At 44.8% G+C, this 18,887-nt stretch carries 14 protein-coding genes; 9 read left to right on the top strand and 5 right to left on the bottom strand.

Going from position 1 to position 18,887, the window contains the following annotated elements; translation table 11 throughout:
- Positions 1 to 11: 11 nt before the first annotated feature.
- Positions 12 to 1,442, top strand: a complete 1,431-nt coding sequence (gntT, locus tag H6G03_RS11030; protein ID WP_190464459.1) for a guanitoxin biosynthesis MATE family efflux transporter GntT — start codon at positions 12 to 14, stop codon at positions 1,440 to 1,442.
- Positions 1,443 to 1,590: 148 nt separating this feature from the next.
- On the opposite strand, the gene H6G03_RS11025 is transcribed toward gntT, so the two are convergent.
- Together H6G03_RS11025 and H6G03_RS11020 are read right to left on the bottom strand one after the other, a co-directional pair.
- The gene (locus H6G03_RS11025) at positions 1,591 to 2,496 is read right to left on the bottom strand and encodes a heme-dependent oxidative N-demethylase family protein (RefSeq protein ID WP_190464420.1); all 906 of its coding nucleotides are present in this window, start codon (positions 2,494 to 2,496) and stop codon (positions 1,591 to 1,593) included.
- 93 nt (positions 2,497 to 2,589) lie between these two features.
- Positions 2,590 to 3,669 carry an aromatic ring-hydroxylating oxygenase subunit alpha gene (locus tag H6G03_RS11020; protein WP_190464419.1) on the bottom strand — a complete coding sequence of 360 codons (1,080 nt, stop codon included), beginning with the start codon at positions 3,667 to 3,669 and terminating at the stop codon, positions 2,590 to 2,592.
- A 961-nt stretch (positions 3,670 to 4,630) separates the two neighbouring features.
- Between H6G03_RS11020 and H6G03_RS11015 the strand changes: the two genes are divergently transcribed.
- From H6G03_RS11015 to H6G03_RS10990, 6 genes are all read left to right on the top strand, one after another.
- Positions 4,631 to 5,524, top strand: a complete 894-nt coding sequence (locus H6G03_RS11015; protein ID WP_190464418.1) for a sulfotransferase domain-containing protein — start codon at positions 4,631 to 4,633, stop codon at positions 5,522 to 5,524.
- Between the two features lie 158 nt (positions 5,525 to 5,682).
- Positions 5,683 to 7,395, top strand: coding sequence for an arylsulfatase (locus H6G03_RS11010; protein ID WP_190464417.1), 1,713 nt, complete (start codon positions 5,683 to 5,685; stop codon positions 7,393 to 7,395).
- Between the two features lie 134 nt (positions 7,396 to 7,529).
- Positions 7,530 to 8,552 carry a methyltransferase gene (locus H6G03_RS11005; protein ID WP_190464416.1) on the top strand — a complete coding sequence of 341 codons (1,023 nt, stop codon included), beginning with the start codon at positions 7,530 to 7,532 and terminating at the stop codon, positions 8,550 to 8,552.
- Between the two features lie 252 nt (positions 8,553 to 8,804).
- Entirely contained in the window at positions 8,805 to 9,842 is a 1,038-nt protein-coding gene (locus H6G03_RS11000; RefSeq protein WP_190464415.1) for a methyltransferase, read from the top strand.
- Between the two features lie 70 nt (positions 9,843 to 9,912).
- The gene (locus H6G03_RS10995) at positions 9,913 to 10,947 is read left to right on the top strand and encodes a methyltransferase (RefSeq protein ID WP_190464414.1); all 1,035 of its coding nucleotides are present in this window, start codon (positions 9,913 to 9,915) and stop codon (positions 10,945 to 10,947) included.
- Between the two features lie 193 nt (positions 10,948 to 11,140).
- Positions 11,141 to 12,475: a phthiocerol/phthiodiolone dimycocerosyl transferase family protein gene (locus tag H6G03_RS10990; RefSeq protein ID WP_190464413.1), complete on the top strand. Its 1,335-nt coding sequence runs from the start codon at positions 11,141 to 11,143 to the stop codon at positions 12,473 to 12,475.
- A gap of 39 nt (positions 12,476 to 12,514) precedes the next feature.
- Here the strand turns inward: H6G03_RS10990 and H6G03_RS10985 are convergent, their stop codons facing one another.
- Together H6G03_RS10985 and H6G03_RS10980 are read right to left on the bottom strand one after the other, a co-directional pair.
- Positions 12,515 to 13,534, bottom strand: coding sequence for a hypothetical protein (locus H6G03_RS10985; protein ID WP_190464412.1), 1,020 nt, complete (start codon positions 13,532 to 13,534; stop codon positions 12,515 to 12,517).
- A 48-nt stretch (positions 13,535 to 13,582) separates the two neighbouring features.
- Positions 13,583 to 15,007, bottom strand: a complete 1,425-nt coding sequence (locus tag H6G03_RS10980; protein WP_190464411.1) for a pyridoxal-dependent decarboxylase — start codon at positions 15,005 to 15,007, stop codon at positions 13,583 to 13,585.
- A 378-nt stretch (positions 15,008 to 15,385) separates the two neighbouring features.
- Here H6G03_RS10980 and H6G03_RS10975 point away from each other — a divergent pair, with 378 nt between their 5' ends.
- Both H6G03_RS10975 and H6G03_RS39125 read left to right on the top strand, forming a co-directional pair.
- Complete coding sequence (locus H6G03_RS10975) at positions 15,386 to 15,601, top strand: hypothetical protein (protein ID WP_190464410.1); 216 nt, start codon at positions 15,386 to 15,388, stop codon at positions 15,599 to 15,601.
- 423 nt (positions 15,602 to 16,024) lie between these two features.
- Positions 16,025 to 18,520, top strand: coding sequence for a tyrosinase family protein (locus tag H6G03_RS39125; RefSeq protein ID WP_277926382.1), 2,496 nt, complete (start codon positions 16,025 to 16,027; stop codon positions 18,518 to 18,520).
- Here the strand turns inward: H6G03_RS39125 and H6G03_RS10965 are convergent.
- Positions 18,517 to 18,669 (bottom strand): hypothetical protein, encoded by a 153-nt coding sequence (locus H6G03_RS10965; RefSeq protein WP_190464409.1) that lies wholly within the window; start codon positions 18,667 to 18,669, stop codon positions 18,517 to 18,519. The genes H6G03_RS39125 and H6G03_RS10965 overlap by 4 nt on opposite strands.
- Positions 18,670 to 18,887 lie beyond the last annotated feature (218 nt).

The following is an 18,887-nucleotide window of genomic DNA, read 5'->3' as shown; positions in this document are numbered from 1 at the left end:
TGACTGAATCTATGAAGCAAATGCTGTCGAACCAGTATGACTTCCTGCCTCGCTTCTTCCGACTGGCGATCGCAAACGTCCTATCAAATATCATGGTGCCACTGGCCAGCTTAATCAGTGTCATCTTCCTGGGCCATTTGTCGGAAATCCACCACTTAGCTGGAGTAGCCCTAGCGGCAAACCTACTCAACCTCCTCTACATGGTGTTAATCTTCCTGAGAATGGGCACCACAGGGATAACAGCTCAAGCTGTAGGACGAAATGACCGAGAGGGAGTGCTATTGGTGGGACTGCGTAATGGCTTAATAGCCATAGTCTTGGGCATCGTCATCATTTTCTTGCGGTATCCTTTAGGAGAAATTGGGTTTGCCCTGCTCAAAGCGGAAGCAAACGTAAAAGCAGCGGGTATAGCTTATTTTTACAACCAAACATGGGGAGCGCCTGCCATTTTGCTGAACTTTGTCCTAATTGGTTGGTTTCTGGGACAGGAAAAAAATGGCTTAGTTTTGGTGCTGTCTGGTGTTGGTAATGTGAGCAAGATTGCGTTGGACTATCTATTTATCGTCAAGTTTGGCTGGGAAAGCGCTGGAGCGGGAGTTTCCTATGCAGTAAGTCAGTATCTAGCCCTGTTAGTGGGATTGACTTTTTTCTGCACTCAAGTCAACTGGCAAGAGGTAAAAGCTGTAGCTGGAAAAATTTGGGATACAGCAGCATTAAAATCCACAGTGACCCTGAATGGAAACATTTTGATTAGCAATTTTGTTACCCTCACAGCTTTCGTCTTATTTAACTACGAAGCCGCCAGCTTGGGAACGATTATCTATGCTGAAAATGCCTTGCTCTTACAGATATTCGGTCTATGTTTCTATTTTGTGGAAGGATTGGGATTCGGCACGGAAACTCTGACCGGAATCTTTAAAGGCAAAGGAACTGGGGAGAAGTTAGTGCCCCTAGTTGGAATTTCTGTACTGATCAGCTTTCTGGTAGGAATGACTTTTGCTGGAGTGCCTACGCTATTTCCAGATACTGTATTTGGACTGTTAACTAACCACACTGAAGTCACCCAAAATATTGATGTCTACGTTCCCTGGTTACTCTTAGTCTTGGGATTTACTTCCATTGGCTTTATGCTGGAAGGATACTTCTTGGGTTTAGCAGAAGGCCATACTCTCCGCAATGTCAGTTTAGCTTCTATTGTAGTGGGATTTACACCTACAGCTGTGGCTGCTTGGCATTATCAAAATAACCATATCTTGTGGTTAGCTTTGTCTTTGTTCCTGGCAACCAGAATGGTATCGCTTGGGGTACAGTTACCCAGAACTTTTAGGAACGATGTTGGGGATGGTAGCGTTTCTCTACCGATTATTGAGGAGGGATCTGCCACACAGTTGCTAGAGGAAAAGTTGGAGATTGGCTCGGAAGAGAAAACTTTGATAAATTAATGATTGAGTTTATCAAAATTATTCACGATCGCATTTTAGACAGACAGCGATCTCCCCTCTTATTTTGACCAGATGTAGAGATGTTTCATAAAACGTCTCTACATCTGGATATTTCAGCAATGCGATCGCATCCTCACCCTATCTGGAATTATCGATCCAAATAAATAAGCAGTGGCTCTAAAAATGGCCCCATAACCCGATATGCCCGCGTTTCCGGAGACATTTGTCGAATCACTTCTGCCAAATTTTTGCGGATTTCGGGCGGAAGACTGGAAATTGAGTCCATAAATGACCGCACCGTAAAGATAATATCGCCAGTTTTGGGCAAGCGTCGGATAGTTTGATACTCGGATCTCAGCCACAGGCGATCGCCTACATTTTCCGGTGTCAGCTCTTTCTCCCATCCCTCTTTTGGTTCGTACCAAGCTACCACCAATAGAGGAGTTGGCACAATTCCCCAGGCAATTCTAGTTCCCGGACGATCCGGTTTGAGATTTTCAAAGTAAAGGTCTAGAGGGTGCTTTAGTTTTTCTGGATATCCGGGAACTGGGCCATGAATTTGGTATAGAGGACGTCCGATCTTTTCCGGCAGTCGCCAAAAAAGGGGAAAACACATCAGCGCTGCCTTAAGAGTATACCCCCCCTCACCTGGTTGCAACAGACAAATATCTTCTTGCACCAATTGCCCAGCCAGCGCAATGGGAGCATCTTTATAATCGGATATATCCCAAACTTTACCCCATTTGAGATTTTCTATTTTTGTTCCTTCTACTCGATAATATTCTGGGAAGTATTTGAGAAGGTGTTCTATCAGCATCTCCAATAGTTCTTGCTGACCCGCTTCGCTTCCCGGTAAACTGGCGAACACATCTGAGTAGCTTTCTTTCAGGAGTCGCTCTTTGAGTTTGAGTTGCGGGATTAAATCTTCGTCAATGTCAATCCACTTTGACATTTCCATATGTTCTAGGGCGGGTCTGAGAACCCATTTTCCCCTAGCTATGTGAAGAGGAAGATATTTAGGAATTTTTAGGTTGGTTTCTACGTTGGCTGACATTGGTAACAATATTTCATTTCTTAACACACAACAAAAACGAAATTTGAGCATTAGCTGACGGCTGACTGCCGATAGCTGAATGCTTACAACTTTTCAGGTATTGTTCATCACTTGCAGGAGAGCTTTACGAAAATATAAAACTCCGTCTTCCGGCCCTTTAGCTAATTTCTGGTTGCCGTTGTAAGCTCTTGATTTAACTTGCTCCTGTAGCGTGCGGCAAAAAGGAATGTCCTCTTCAAAAACCATACGAAATTGCTTGGAAATTATCTCTTCACTTTTCATTGGGAACTTTTCTATTTGCGCTGGAGTTTGCAGCAAGAATTTCTCAATGACGGTGAATTCTGGATTGACCGGATTAACTTGCCAAACTAAAACATATTCATCTAATGTCAAGATCGTCGTGTTTGGAAAAAGCCAAGATATGTAAGTGCGTTCTCGCGGCACTAAATAGTCATAGTACTGAAGCGTGTGCATACCGCTCATACAGCCGCCCACAAAACCTGGCATCTCAAATCTGCCGCCTAAAGTCGGCGAATGCACCATCGGTATGTGGTAAGCGTCAATATAGTTTTCCAGCAGAATCTTCCAGTTAAACGGCACCTCAAAGGTCGCTCCATGAGTTGCTCGCATCTCTTCCCAGGGTTGGGAATATTGTTCCATATGCTCTGGAGAGCCTGCGAGATAGTCCCTTAATGGCCCCGCTTCCGGGTCGAGGTTGACAAAGATAAAACCGCCCCAAGTATCGACCTGGACTTTAGTTAGAGCAATTGAGGATTTGTCCAGACCGGGAAAGCATTCCTGCGCGTATGGTACGCCTTGAAGTTGACCGTCCAAACTATAAGTCCAGTGATGATAAGGACAGAGCAAATGTTTGCACTTACCCTGTCCCTCAACTATACGCATACCTCGATGGGGACAAACGTTGTACATCGCTTGCAACTTTCCGGAGTGCGTGCGGATGACAAAGATGGGCTCGTCTCCAATTTTGCAGGTAATGTAATCGCCAGGGTTGGCTAACTTTTCCAATCGACCCGCAAACAGCCAACTTTTATACCAAATCTTTTCCCGTTCTTGGTTAAAAATATTGGGATCGGTGTACCAGTAACCGGGCACTGCCACATCTGCATCTGTGTCGGCTACGTTCTGGGTTACGGAAATCACTTTACTTGTCATTTATCTCAACTCTTTTGATATATCTTTACAATTTTTTGAGGTGGCGATGCTTTTGCATACTTTGAAAAGTGTTATAGCAAGTTGGACATCGAGTACGACACGATACTAAATACTAAGTGCTGACTTGGCTGCCAAATCAGTTTATCTGCGTGCTTTCAGCTAATTTAGCATTTCCTGCCGAGCTGCCACTTTAATTTTTAGAGCATAGCCACAGCACTTGTTTTAAATTTACAATATTTTCAACTTCTATTGGCGAGCATTTTGTAAATTTTTCCGATTATTCCCTTTTTTCCTACTTTTCCTGCTGCCATGAGAGGTAAGATAATAATGTTGTGTGCTTTGGCATAAAGTCTCTTGAAAACGTGAGTTTTTGCTAAATTGTCAAGCCGATCGCTTGCAAACGCACCCCCGCACCTCTCTCTAGAAAAAGTAGGAAAGGTAGGAAAAGTAGGAAAGGTAGGAAGTCAACTACATATTTTGTAACTATAGTAATCCTACGCGGCGATCGGCTTTTCTTCGGAAGGCGATCCCTCTTTGTTACCCATATCAAAATTGATAGATTTTATCAAAAGCTCACAGGATAAGGAAATGACCGATTTCGACGCCCAAAAAATCTGAAAAATTTCAGAATATCATTGGTAAAAAGCAAACCCTAGTTCTGTTTTTGTGTAGACTAATGAATTGTATAGATCCATTAGGGTAGTCACCAGTACTCCCCATCTGTGTCGAGCGATTGGAAATGCTTAGTTTAGCTAGCCAATACTTGACTCGATCGCTCACCCGGCTTGTGTTAGCGTCTTGTCTTGGTACAATCGCTGGGAAATTGCTTTGGCATTATTGCCAATTCTAGCGATGCAATTACGGTAGATTGGCTGAGGTTTGAGAAAAAAATCTGTGCCTTTGTATCGTTTACTGAATTTTTCTCGAATTTTCTCGCAAAAAACTTGTTGGGGAATAAGTTATGAATTTAGTAGTAAAAAACATTTACAGCGATTCAACAATTTGGAACGCTGTTAACGCCCGTAAAACAGATATAATTATTGCTTCTTGCTACAAAGCGGGAACAACTTTGACGCAACAAATCGTTAATCTCCTCATAAATGGCAACAGCGAATTTAGCGGTTATAGTACGCTTCAAGAATTAAGTCCGTGGGTCGAACACACCCCCGATCCGCTTTTTGCTTCTCTAGAAGAAAAAATTGACCATATAGAAAAATTACCAGAACCAAGATTTCTGAAGACTCACCTACCTTTTGATGCTTTGCCTTATCATCCGGAGTGGAAGTACATTTATTTGGTGAGAGACGGAAGAGACGTAGCCTTATCCCTGTACAATCACAATGCAGGTTACGATCCGGCATTTTGGGATGTCAAATTGGAGGATAGTTTCTTAGAGTTTTGGGATAACTGGCTAGAAACGGGAAGACATTTATGGCCTTTGTGGGATCATATAGATAGTTGGTTGCAAGTCAGAGATCGCCCCAATATACTTTTGATTCACTATGCCAACTTAATCGGCGATAAAGAAAACGAAATTGCAAGAATCGCTGAGTTTCTGGGCGTGAAAATGGATGCTGCCAAAAAAGAAATTGTCATACAGCAATCTTCCCTGGAATATATGAAAGAATATGCGGATAAATTCGCGCCGCCAGGATTTATTCCCAAAGCTTTTTTCGGCAAAGGTAAAAATGGCGTTTGGAAAGATTTGTTGACAGCGGAGAAGCTTGAAAAATACGAAACTTTTATTATTGGAAAATTGGGAATAGAATGTGCCAACTGGGTAAAAAATGGCGGTTCATTACCGCCATTACTAGAAAAAACTTTAGCAGAGGCAGTTGAACGTGATATAAAATAAAATACTCTTTCATTAGTAAAACGATACCATGATGCCGTCGCAATAGTTCGTGCGATCGTCTGGTAAATAGCAGGCTATCCTGCACCAGTCCAACTTCAACTTTTCAGACCCTATTTCTGCTGAAATAGGCTTAGCAGCAAAAAGGAAATTTCCTCGCCATGTACAAAAGAATTCCAAAATTTCTCCTCCTCCTCAGTTTCTCCACCTTCGCCCTCATCGGCTTTTCATTTTGGAAAAAAAGTTCGCAAGCCCAAAGCGACAGCGCCAAAAAAAAGGCTCCCAATATAGTTATGCTCATCGCCGATGATATGGGCTATTCCGATGTAGGCGCGTTTGGCGGTGAAATTTCTACCCCCAACATCGACGCCCTAGCGCGAGGAGGTATGAAGTTTACCAATTTCCACGCCGGGGCAGCTTGCTCGCCCAGCCGCTCTATGATGCTGACTGGGATAGATAACCACCTCGTTGGGCTGGGTACGATGGCGGAGGATTTAACCGAGCGTCAGAAGGGCAATCCGGGCTATGAAGGCTATCTCAACGACAGAGTGGTGACTTTGCCCACCCTTTTAAAAGATGCTGGCTATAACACCTATATGGTGGGCAAATGGCATCTAGGCCATGATGAAGGGCATTTCCCCTCAGATAAAGGCTTCACCCAGTCGTTTTCCCTGATTCAAGGCGCAGCGACTCATTTTAGCCAAATGGGATACAGTCCTGGCAGTCCGATCGCCACCTACAAAAGCAATGGCAAAGATGCTCAGTTGCCAGCTAATTTTTACTCGACAGATTTTTATACGAATAAGCTGATCGAATTCATCAATCAGAATCGTAGAGATAACAAACCATTCTTCATTTACGGTGCTTTTACTTCGCCCCACGATCCCTTACAAGCTCCCCAGCAATACATTCGCAAGTACATGGGCAAGTACGATATTGGCTGGGATCGCATCCGCGAACAGCGTTTCCAACGCCTCAAGCAGCTTGGTATCATTCCCAACAATCTGCAATTGCCACCCAGACAACCGGGTGTTCCTGCTTGGGATAGCCTAACGCCAGAAAAGAAACGGTACAATGCTAAGCTGATGGCCATCTACGCCGGAATGGTTGACAACCTGGATACCAATATTGGCCGATTGATCGCTCACTTAAAGAGTATCGGCGAGTACGAAAATACCATCTTCGTCTTTATGTCCGACAACGGTGCAGCGGCTCACGACTTTGCTGCGGGACATAAGGAATTTGAGGATTGGTTCAAGAAGGAAGGTATCAATAACAGCTATGAAAATATAGGCAATAAAAACTCCTTTGTTGCCTATGGCGAAGGTTGGGCTGATGTCAGTGCAACTCCGCACTATGGCTTTAAAGGGAGAGTTTACGAAGGTGGCATTCGCGTACCGGCGATTTTTTACTATCCAAAGGCTATCAAAGCGGGTACCAAAACAACTGCTTTTGCTTCGGTAATGGACTTCATGCCCACGTTCCTGGATTACGCAGGGTTTAAGCATCCCGGCACCAATTATCAAGGCCGTCCCATCCTTCCTATGAACGGACGTTCTCTGCGTCCTTTACTGGAGGGAAAAGCCGCTCGCATTTACGGTGAAAATGACGCGATCGGCTTCGAGTTATTTGGTGATGGGAACAGAGCGCTGTTCATGGGAGATTGGAAAGTTCTGAGAGTCAACAAGCCACGCGGGGATAATCAGTGGAAGTTGTTTAACATTGCACAAGACCCCAGGGAATTGGTTGATTTGGGCAAACAGTATCCGGACAAGTTAAACAAAATGATTTCTTTGTACGAGCAATACGAAAAAGACAAGGGTGTTGTTTATTTCGATGATGACCCGGATAAAGTGTTCGATCGCGGACTGTAGTCGATCGATCTGTTTCTAGAACGATCGCTCTCTGGCTGAACTTTAGACTACCTCCCTTTGCGCGGGTAGTCTAAAGTTTTGACAAAACTTTTAAATTAAATCAACTTTCTAACGCTACACAAGAGGTTACAGCGATGAATAAACCCCCAACGAAATCACCAATGATTGCCTTTGTCGAACTGGCAAGTAAATATTGGATATCCCAAGCATTAAATGTAGCTGCCAAACTAGGTATTGCCGATTTCTTGACCCAAGAAGCCAAGACCGTTGATGAATTGGCGCAAGCTACCAACAGTCACGCCTCCTCACTATACCGATTGCTTCGCTGTCTCGCCAGTGTCGGCGTCTTTACCGAAGTTGAACCATATCGATTTGGGCTTACCCCCATCGCTGAATATCTTCGCAGCGATAATCCTTACTCGTTACGCGATCAACCGATAATGCACTGCGAAGACTGGCATTGGCGAACTACAGGGACGATGTTTGATGCGGTCAAAACAGGTAAACCTGCCATAAATCACCTTTTTCAAGTTAATAGTTATTGGGAATATTTAGTCCAGCATCCTGAGTCTCAAGCACTATTCGATCGAGTGATGCTAGCTTCGGCGAGAAACTTTTATTCACCCTTTGTCAAAACATACGATTTTTCCAATTGCATCAAACTGGTAGATGTCGCTGGTGGCAGAGGTTCTCTGTTAGCATCGATTTTAAAAATTAACCCCCATATGAAAGGTATTCTCTTCGATATGCCGCAAACTGTGGAGGAAGCAGGACAGTTTCTAGAGAAGGAAGGAGTACTCGATCGCTGTGAAAGAATCGGCGGAAATATGTTTGAATCCGTGCCGAAAGGTGGAGATATTTATACTATATCTTACATTTTCATAGATTGGGATGATGAAAGTATAATTAAAGTGCTTAAAAATATCCGCAATGCCATAGCTGAAAACGGTAAACTGCTCGTACTCGATGCTGTTGTTCCTCCCGGCGATGAATATAGTTGGATCAAATGGGTCGATTTGGAAGAGATGACCCTGAGCTATGGAGGGCCGCGCACAGAGTCAGAATTTACAAAAGTATTTCAAGCGGGAGGATTTACACTGTCGCGCATATTGACAATGGATACTCCTTGTAGCGTAATGGAGCTGATTCCTGCCTAATCGGGAACTTGTAAAAGTTAATCGGAAAGGGAAAGGGAGAGGGAGGAGGGAGTGGGGGAGCGGGAGAACCATATAACGGGAATAAATTCTTAATTTTGAATTTTGAATTTTGAATTTGGACTTTCGCTATAACCGCCGGAAAGCTAACTTTATTATAGTAACTTATTGGCAGACAAATACTACAAAAACTACCTACATTTTTGAGCAAAAATTTGGTATTGTAATTGCAGATATTCAATAGCATCCATAACTATGAGTGAAACCCAAAACCTTCAAGATACTTCAGCAATGACAGCTTTTGTAGAGCTTGCTAGCGGACTGTGGATCAATCAAGCGCTCAGTGTTGCTGCCAGACTGGGTGTGGCTGACTTTCTCAAAGATGGAGCCAAAACTACTGACGAACTTGCACAAGCTACCGAAACTTATGCGCCCTCGCTGTACCGATTGCTGCGCTCTCTCGCCAGTGTCGGTGTCTTTACTGAAGTTGAACCGCGCCGATTTGCGCTCACTCCTATGGGTGAATATCTGCGTGAGGATAATCCCTTTTCCTTACGCTATCAAGCAATCATGCACTGTAGCGATTGTAACTGGCCTGTGAAGGGTGAGATGTACCAAACTATCAAAGATGGTACTCCCGCAATCAAAGCAGTTTTCCAAGTAGATAATTACTTCGAGTACATGGAGCAGCATCCCGAAGAGGGTGAGCTTTTTGGTAAGGCAGTAGTGGGAATTTTGAGAAACTTTTGCTTACCATTGCTGAAAGAATACGACTTTTCTGGCTTCACTAAAGTTGTGGGTCAAGCTGGGCCCGAAACTGTATCGATTCCTTGGATACTGAACAATAACCCGCAAATGCAAGGCGTTCTTTTTGGCCCGCCGCCGCTTGTCGCGGATGCAGCTGGCTACGCACAGAGCGAGGGTGTAGGGGAGCGATGCGAAACTATTGAGGGAGACCCTCTGGATGTTTTCCCCAGCGGCGGTGACCTCTACAGCGTCTCTTACACTCTGATTGAAACGCCGGATGAAAGCTGTGTGAAGATGTTGCAAAATATCCGCCGAGCGATGAAGGATAACGGTAAAGTAATAGTTGTGGATTCATTGATTCTTCCGGGCGAGCAATACATTTGGAACAAATGGTTAGATGTGGAAGAAATGACGTTAGGAATCGGCAAAGTACGTACCGAAGAAGAATTCAAACTACTCTTTGAAGCGGCTGATTTTAAATTGACTCGCATCATCACTAAAGAAGGGGAAACTCCTGCGGTGCTGATGGAATTAGTTCCCGTATAAAAGTAAGAAAGTGGTTGGCTGCTTTGGTTAGTTGTTTTGTGGTTCTTTTGACAATTTAACAGTAATAAAAATGACAACAATTCTAGATCCGCGCACTAAATCACCGCTAATTGCTTTTCTGGAACTTAATAGTAGATACTGGGTTAACCATGCACTCAATGCTGCTGCTAAGTTGGGTATTGCTGATGTGATGAGCTATGAAGCTAAGAGTGTTGATGAAATCGCGCAAGCTTCCCAAACGCACGCTTCCTCGCTGTACCGATTGCTTCGCACTTTGGCTAGTGTGGGTGTGTTTGCGGAAGTTGAACCCCATCGCTTTGCACTTACCCCGATGGCGGAATATCTCCGGAGCGACAATCCCCAATCTCTACGCCATCAGTTGATGATGCACTGCGCTCAGTGGCATTTGCAATTCACGAAAGAATTGATCAATTCTATTAAAGACGGCCAACCTGCGGTAACCCACGCTTATCAGATTAACACTTTGTATGAATACTTCGATCGCGATGGGGAAGCGGGAGAATTGTTCAATCAAGCAATGGTCGGTCTGACGCGGAACTTTCACATCCCATTAGTGAAAGCTTATGATTTCTCTGGGTACAGTAAGGTAGTAGATTTAGCTGGCGGTCAAGGAGCTTTGATTTCAGAAATTCTCAAAGCCAATCCGCACTTGCAAGGTGTTTTGTTCGATTTACCGCAAGCTGTGGATCAAGCCGCAGATTTCCTCGCCGAACAGGGAGTAGCCGATCGCTGCGAGCGAGTAGGTGGAGATATGTTTAAATCTATACCTACAGGTGCAGATCTGTACACGATTTCTTACAGTATTATCGATTGCAGCGATGAAAGTGCGATCGCGCTTCTGAGTAGCATTCGCCAGGGAATGGCTGACAATGCTAAGTTACTGGTAATCGATTCGATCGCACCCACAGGAGATGAATATCACTGGGTCAAATGGTTAGATTTAGATGTGCTATCTATTGGCAAAGGTGGCGCACGCACCGAGTCAGAATTTAGGGAACTCTTCCGCAAAGGAGGTTTTGAATTAGTGCGGATTATCAATGCAGGAACTCCCGTTAGCGCGATGGAATTAATTCCGATCGGCTAACAGGTAACAGCTCTTTGATATTGAATGTTGATGATAGTTTGTAGTTGGCAATTCGAGACTTGTTAAACGAACTGTGAACTACGAACTATGCTTCAATACCTATGCGTATCGCTGAGTCCTAAAATCTGCAAAAAAGAGGGCTAAGATTTTTGTACAGTTCAAAGGCTTTTCGATCGGTGCGGAGGCTAAAAATATGGAACTTATCCAGGGAGATCGTAATTCTGTATATCGGCTTCTGGGAGCGGAAGAACAGATGCTTTGGTTAGGCGACATAGCTCACCCAATGCACTTTGCTATGACAGCACAAATCGAAGGAAAATTTAGCATTGAGCAATTGAAGCAAGCACTTGCACTGGTGCAACAGCAACATCCATTACTGCGAGTGCGTATTGCGCTTGATGAAGCAGGACAACCCTGTTTTGTAGAAGCAGATACCAGTATTCCAGTTCGAGTTGTACAGCGACAGGGAGAGCAACATTGGCAACGAGAAGTCGAACGAGAACTCTCCATACCCTTTGTGTTTTGGGAAGCTCCTCTAGTGCGCGTAGTATTGCTGCACTCAACGGATGTTTCGGAATTGATTTTAACTTGCTATCACCCGATATCAGATGGGATGTCCGCCGCCTACTTGATTCGAGATATTTTACAGGCGATCGCCATACCTGAAACTAACACAAATTCTTTGCCATTACCTGCTTCACTGGAAGACTTGGTTCCACGCAGAACTGACGAAAATCGTCTTCCTTTACAGCCGACAGCCAATACCCGGATTAGGAAGCAAGCAGAATTAACTCAACGCTCACAACTCCACACTCAAAATTCTGATTTCCGTGATTGCTTATACTCCGGTTCGCTTTCAAAAGAAACAACGACTCTACTTATTTCCCGTTGTCGCCATGAGCAAACAACTGTTCATGGTGCTATTTGTGCGGCTTTCCTGCTAGCACTCATACGCCAAAACAGTTCCGCACAACCGCAAATTCTCAAATGTTTTTCAGCCATTAACATTCGGCGATACCTAATACCTCCAGTTGGAGAAGATGTCGGTCTGTACGTTTCCGCAGAATTGACTTCCCACACATTAACCGCCGATGCGCGGCTGTGGGATGTTGCGAGGTCTTTGAAACAGCAACTCAATCGGGGAATGGCATCTGACACCATCTTTCGGGGAATACCTCAAGTTGAGGTATGGATGTCTGAAAATCCCAGTCCCAGTCAAGTGCTGGAAGGAATGTTAGAAGAGTATGGCTGCGATCTGCTGGTGGCTAATTTGGGGCGCTTAACCTTGGCTCAAAAGTTCGGCGATCTGGAGCTGCAAGCAATCTATGGCCCCGCGACGATAACGGGTATGGAAAAGAAAGCGATGTTGGCAGTTGCTACTTTGGGAGATCGGCTATTTTTTGTTTTGGTTTGTCCGGATTCCCTCACCACATTAGGAACGGCTGAAAATCTTAAGAAAGATGCGATCCAGCTACTTAATGCGGCGATCGAAACGCAGGGGGAGGGCCTCGATCGCACCCTCCCATAATTCACTTTTGTTTCCGGAATCGTGTTTTATCGAAAATCGCTACAAAGACGATCGCACTGGATCGACGATCGATAGTTCTGCGCTGGATGTGGAAGATAAGCCAAAATCCTGCAAACCGAAGGCTCTCATCAGTAAGTCTACCAGGGTTTTAAAGCCGAGTTCGACATATTGCTTGTCGTCCAAGGGTAACAAATCTTCACCTATCTTGATGTCGGTTTTTGCCTGTAACAAACGCAGGCGATTGATTTCAAATCTAGCCAGGGTTTCGGTTGCTTTGAGTTTGGGTAATAGCAGGCTACCATGTTCGCTTCCGCCAAAGCGATCGCAAACTGCTTTATGGGAAGTTGCCAGCACCTTGTAGCTAGAGATAAACTCTTCGTGTTGATGTTTTAGCTGCTCTGGTAAAGAGCCAAAGTAAGGATGAAGTCTCTTCCATATAGTTATCAAAAAATTGTGGTCGAGCATCATAATGCCGCTGAGTTCTTGACCCATTTTCGGACGCACCTGAGATCGGAAAACTTCGCCGCCAATCCTTCCAGCCATCTCCATTGCCGCACCGGAACTTAGCATCAAGGTTGAGGCTGTTTCTAGTTCAATTGCAGCTGCGTTTAAGTTGTTGGCCAAAAGATGAGATTCAAAGCGCAAAAAGCAGATAATTAAACCTTGAATTAAAGAAATGAAAGACCAGTGCGTAGTCAGCCAATATTCGTTGCCGTCAGACAGGAGAAGGTCTAAAGAAGCAGTTGCTTCCTGAAAAGCCTTTTTCGATATCAAAATACTGGCGAGCAGAATTTGGCACTGCGCGTCATCTTCGGAATGAACGCGCTTGATGCGGAAGTAATCATCGCAAACTTGCTCATCTGGATTGCCGCTAGGGCGAATGTCTTCGGTTCTTAAGTTTGTCAGTAAAGAATCGATCGCCTCTTGAATGTGGGCTTTTGATGGAGAAGGCTGGGCAATGATGCCGAGAAAATCGCTGACTTTATATAAGAACGACTCGCTTAATTTGTAGCTGGCTGACAGCTTTTCTGGGGCTAACAAATAAAAGTTATCAGTCATATTCTGACAGTTTCCTTACTGTAGGTAATTTACTGGAGATTGAGGAAATTAAACTGTGACTGCTAACGACTCGGCTACTTCGCAAATTAATTGCCAAGCTAGCTCAACGTTAGCTTTATCTGTTTTGGCTTGTGCGATCGCCATTCGTAAAATTAATTTCCCGTCGAGCTTGGTGCCGGTGAAGTAGACTTTTCCGGAAGCATTGATGGTATCGAGGATGGTCTGATTTGCCTTGTCGTCGCCTTTATACCGAAAACATACTAAGTTGAGGGGGGGATTCACAAATAGCTCAAAACTAGGGTGAGATTTTACCCATTCAGCAAATTCTTGTGCCAAAGCGACGTGCTTGCGGACGTAGTGTTGCAAACCTTCCACGCCGTAATGTCGAATCACAAACCAAAGTTTGAGACTTCTAAAACGGCGTCCGAGAGGAATTTGCCAATCTCGATAGTCGATGACTTTACCGGATTCGGTAGCTTGATTTTTCAGGTATTCGGGTACGATCGAGAGTGCCTGAGTCAGCTTTGTTCTATCCTTTACCCAGAAGCAGGTGCAGTCAAAGTTAGTCAACATCCACTTATGGGGGTTAAAGCAATAGCTATCGGCAAACTCCATACCTTGATGAATCCACCGGAATTCGGGACATAAGGCGGCTGTACCGCACATTGCGGCGTCAACGTGAAGCCAGATATTGTATTTTTGCGCGATCGCTCCCAATGCCGCCAGAGGATCGATCGCGTTCGACGATGTTGTCCCTACGGTAGCTGCCAAATAGCAGGGAATTAACCCAGCTTTGAGATCCGCTGCGATGCACTGTTCCAGCACATCCGGTTTCATGGCATAGTTGCGATCGACTTCGATAAAGCGGACGTTTTCTCGGCGCAAGCCGGCAATTTTGATGCCTTTTTCGATTGATGAGTGCGCCTGAGTGGAAATGTAGGCCACTAATTTGTTAATATCTGCGTTGGCTTGTTCTCTGGCTGCTACCAAAGCTGCCAAACAAGCGCTGCTGGCTGTATCGTGAATTACTCCTCCGCCAGTACCGGAGGATTTAAACTGTTCCGGTAGCCCTAGCATATCCACCAGCCAGTCTAGTACGTGGGTTTCTAATTCAGTACAGGCAGGTGAAGTGATCCACAACATTCCTTGGATTGCTACTCCACCACTGATTAGATCTCCTAAAATTGCAGGCCCAGAAATGGCACCTGGGAAGAAGGCGAAGAAGTTGGGCGATTGCCAATTTGTTAATCCCGGCACGATAATGCGATCGAGGTCTTGCAAAATTTCCTCGAACGATTCTCCTGTTTGCGGTGCATTTTCTGGTAACTTCGCTCTTATATCTCCCGGTTCGACTTGAGAAAGAACGGGCAGGTTCTCGATGTTTTCCCAGTATTTAACTATCCAGTCGATCGTTTTATATCCCCATTGACGAAATTCTTCTGGAGACATATGGTAATCTTGCTCTGGTGTCATTTTTAAGCCCCTAATCTGGTAGATAATTGATATTAATGTTACTGCCAGGTATGCACACTTTTTTAGTGTGGCCTGCTTTGCAGATTTTAATTTTTATTAGTATTACCGAGTCATATATTTTTATGTGGTATTTTTGTGTATAAACCCAGCATACAACAGGTCGTTTATGTTTATTCGCAGCGAGTTTGTAGTAAAAGTAGGATATAATGATTTGTATTATTGATGGGATATTCTAAATTAATAAATTTTGTTAATGTATTTACCAGTCTAGTAAACTGGGTATAATGTTAATTTCTGCGCTCGCTCGGCTTAAATATAAGTTAATGAAGAATGTTTAAGAAGTGCCTGTTAAGAACAATTCCCATCCATAGGCGAAAAGTGGAAAACTTATACTTGCAGCGTCGAAAATTAGGCGTTTCCTTTGTTTGTGCTGGCAGACGCTGCTTTTGGGAACAGGTGATTGTGTGCGGGCGATCGCGTTGCAGGGGTAAATTGTCGGTGAAGTTTGAAGATTTGTCACAAAATCTGAAATTTCCTACGAGTGGGAATTCTAAATTAGCGGTAGCACTTACCCGCTCGATGTGTCGCGGGTAAGATTATTGAACTAAAAAGTAGGAAAAGTAGGAAAAGTAGGAAAAGTAGCTTTTATTAAGCTTGTCTAAGGACTGGCTTGATTTTTATTCAGGTTTTGATAAACTGCAATAGTTATTGCCTTCTTTTGTTCAAGCCTACCCTGGAAGCAAAAAACAAACATCCAACTAAAGTAAAGGTAATAACCTCAAATCAAGGTTAAGGTTTCTGTGTGAAAAGGGTAATGTTATAGCTGTACCACGCAAAAAAATCACTCATATTCTTTTTATGTTTGTCGGAACTGGGTGGTGGTAGGATAACAAAACCAAAAATAAATTAATTCAGAACCTGTTAATCGAGCCCTATAAAAGCCTATACAACTGTTGTAATTCACACAGTTGAAGGTGATACTTTTGCCGTAAATTTACAAAGGAAAAGCCGAATATCATGGATGAAAACCTAAACGAAACAGATCCGATGGATATGACGATGGACATGGGAGGCTCCATGTCGAATATGTCCGAAGAAACAATGCAAATTCAGACATCCAGCTCAAGCCCAGTGGCGCAGGCAGATGGAGAGGGATTTCGGCAATACGACGAGCTGATCGCGGCACTGAGTACGCCTGATAAAAAAGAACGGAAAAGCGTTCTAGACCTCACTCAAGACGAGAAAAACGCTTACACTAGCGCCGTTGTAAGGTTGAGCAACACACCAGTTGCAGGCACGGACATCAGCGTTCTGGATTTCTTTGTGATGCTCCATGTGGAGATCATGGCCTTTGCCAGAATGCCCAGAATGGAAGGCATGGATATGGGCGAAGGGCCCTTGGCTGAAGCGGGCATTAACGCAGCGCACTTCGCCCCCGCCTTCGCATCTTGGCACCGGGAACTGCTGGCGCGGTATGAAAAAGCGTTGCAGCAAGTTTCGGGAAATCCCAACCTTACCGTACCTTATTGGGATTTCACCGATCCGAGAACGCTGGATGTGTTGTTCTCTCCCAATTTTCTCGGCGGTAACGGCGCAGGTGAAAACATCACCTACACGCCTACTCCCGACCAAAACTTGTTCCCAAATTTACCGGCAACTGTTACTCTCGTCGGCGGCCCACTGAAGGATGGGCCGTTTACCAAGGCAAACGGCTACTCGCTCGACCCCAGAATCCACACTTCTTTGGAAGATAGCGCCAGTCGGGGTGACGAGGTGAGAAGGTATCTCTACAACGAGCCTTGGGGGAAAAATATCATCCCCAAAGAAGACGTGGAAGGTTTGATGGCGCTGGACGATCCGAGTTTATTCATCAGCGCCCTGGAAGGAGACATCAGAGCCAGAGTGGTTGGAGATGGTAGCATTAAAATTGACTACCCCTACACTAACGGCGATAGCTTTCGTTTCTTCACCCACAACTACATCCACGATTTCATCGGCGGTACCGGTCTGACAGCCGATCCGGGCTATATAGTGGAAGGAACGATGAATCTTTCTTCCTCACCCTACGATCCGGTCTTCTGGATGCTCCATGCCAATATCGATCGTCTGTGGACGGAATGGCAGGCAGACGGACATAACGGCCCTGATTTCCACTCTACCTACAACCCAATCACTCCGGGTACACCCCTACCCTACGGCCAAAATCTCGATGATTTGTTCTGGCCGTGGGATAATCGCGAGAATACGCCCCGTTATATCTTGGCTGAGACAGATAAAAACGGCAATCCATTGGAGCGCCTGGACATTAACGGCATCCTTAATAGTGTTTACGGAAACGAAGTTGTCCGCCTCAGAGATCCGATCGATCTGTCGTCCGGTCGTTTCGACTACACCTACACTTCCGTAGCTACAAGGGTAAATCCAGCAAACAGCATAACCGCTGAAATGCTGCTAAACCCGGTTTATTACCTCAAATCAAACGCTGACTTAGCGGCTGCCGTTAACAGCGGTACTCTGAGCAGTACCTTGGCCCACTTCAGCCAAAAAGGTTATGCCGAAGGACGCAACCCCAGTGCGATATTTGACAAGTACGTTGCAGACAACCCGGATGTGGCAGCGGGCATTGCTAAGGGTCAATACAAAAGCGGTTTTGACCACTTCATCAAGCGGGGGATGATAGAGGGTCGGGGACTTGCCCGACAAATGGCTGGGTTGGACTCACTGTATAAATTCCTCAACCCAGATGTCGCCCAAGCTGTTAAAGCAGGACTGTTGAGTAGTGGCATAGAACATTTATTCCGCTTCGGTTTGGCAGAAAATCGCAACCCCTTCCCAATCTACAATGCGATCGCGGAAAACTTTGATTATGCCTACTACGAAGCTAAAAACACAGATGTAGCCACAGCAGTTGTACAAGGCAAATTCAGCAGTTCCCTGCAACATTTTATTGAATCTGGGATGTTTGAAGGACGCGACCCCAGTCGTCTGTTCAGCAACAAAGCTTACGGAGTCAACAATCCGGACGTAGCTAATGCCGTCGGACAAGGTGCGTTTGACAGTGCTTTTGAACACTTTTTACTCTTCGGTGAGTCGGAGGGAAGACCCACTTCCGCAGGCACGGCAGTCAGCTATAAAAAGGGTGGAACGAAAACCGGTACTGCTGGCGATGATGTTCTTCTGGGTAGCTTTGGCAATGATATGCTTGTTGGCGGTGCTGGGGACGATCTGCTCGACGGTTGTGATGGCAATGATACCCTCACTGGCGGTGCAGGTATGGACAGGTTTTTGCTGTCAAGCGGAATGGGTATGAAGACGATCTCTGACTTTACGGTCGGTCAAGACACCCTACAATTACCTACAGGCATAACGTTTGGCAATTTGTCTCTCTACCTGGTAACTGGTAGTTCTGCACAAAATACCATGATTACCAATACTACGACTGGTGAAATGTTGGCAACTCTTAATGGTGTAGCGCCTACTTCTATCACCGCCAGTTCCTTCGTTACAGTTTAAGTTCTATCGGATCGCAGGCCGATCGCATCTAAATCGCATCTAAATTTATCCTTGACGAAATAGCCTAAATATGTAGTCAAACCAAACTGGAGAGCTACGATTTGATAAGGCGATCGACAAGCGATGAAGTCTGTCCGATTTTTTGTCAATAAACCTCGGTATTTGTGAATTACTGCCGTTTAATTTGATTAAACGGGGCTGATTGACACTGTGGCGTACAATCCCATCGGCTCAACCCACACTTGCAAAGCAGGTAGTGGGTTTTTATTTTGGATTATTTGTTCGCTTGATGTATTTAGACAGATGGGCAGTTCGCGATGTTTCTTCACAATTAAAAAAGGCCGATCGCCATAAAAATTTAGGCTCT

This window comes from Aerosakkonema funiforme FACHB-1375, from assembly GCF_014696265.1.
In the GTDB taxonomy this organism is placed as follows: domain Bacteria; phylum Cyanobacteriota; class Cyanobacteriia; order Cyanobacteriales; family Aerosakkonemataceae; genus Aerosakkonema; species Aerosakkonema funiforme_A.
The sequence above is the reverse complement of the archived record's forward strand: the minus strand, read 5'-3'. Positions and strand labels throughout refer to the sequence as shown.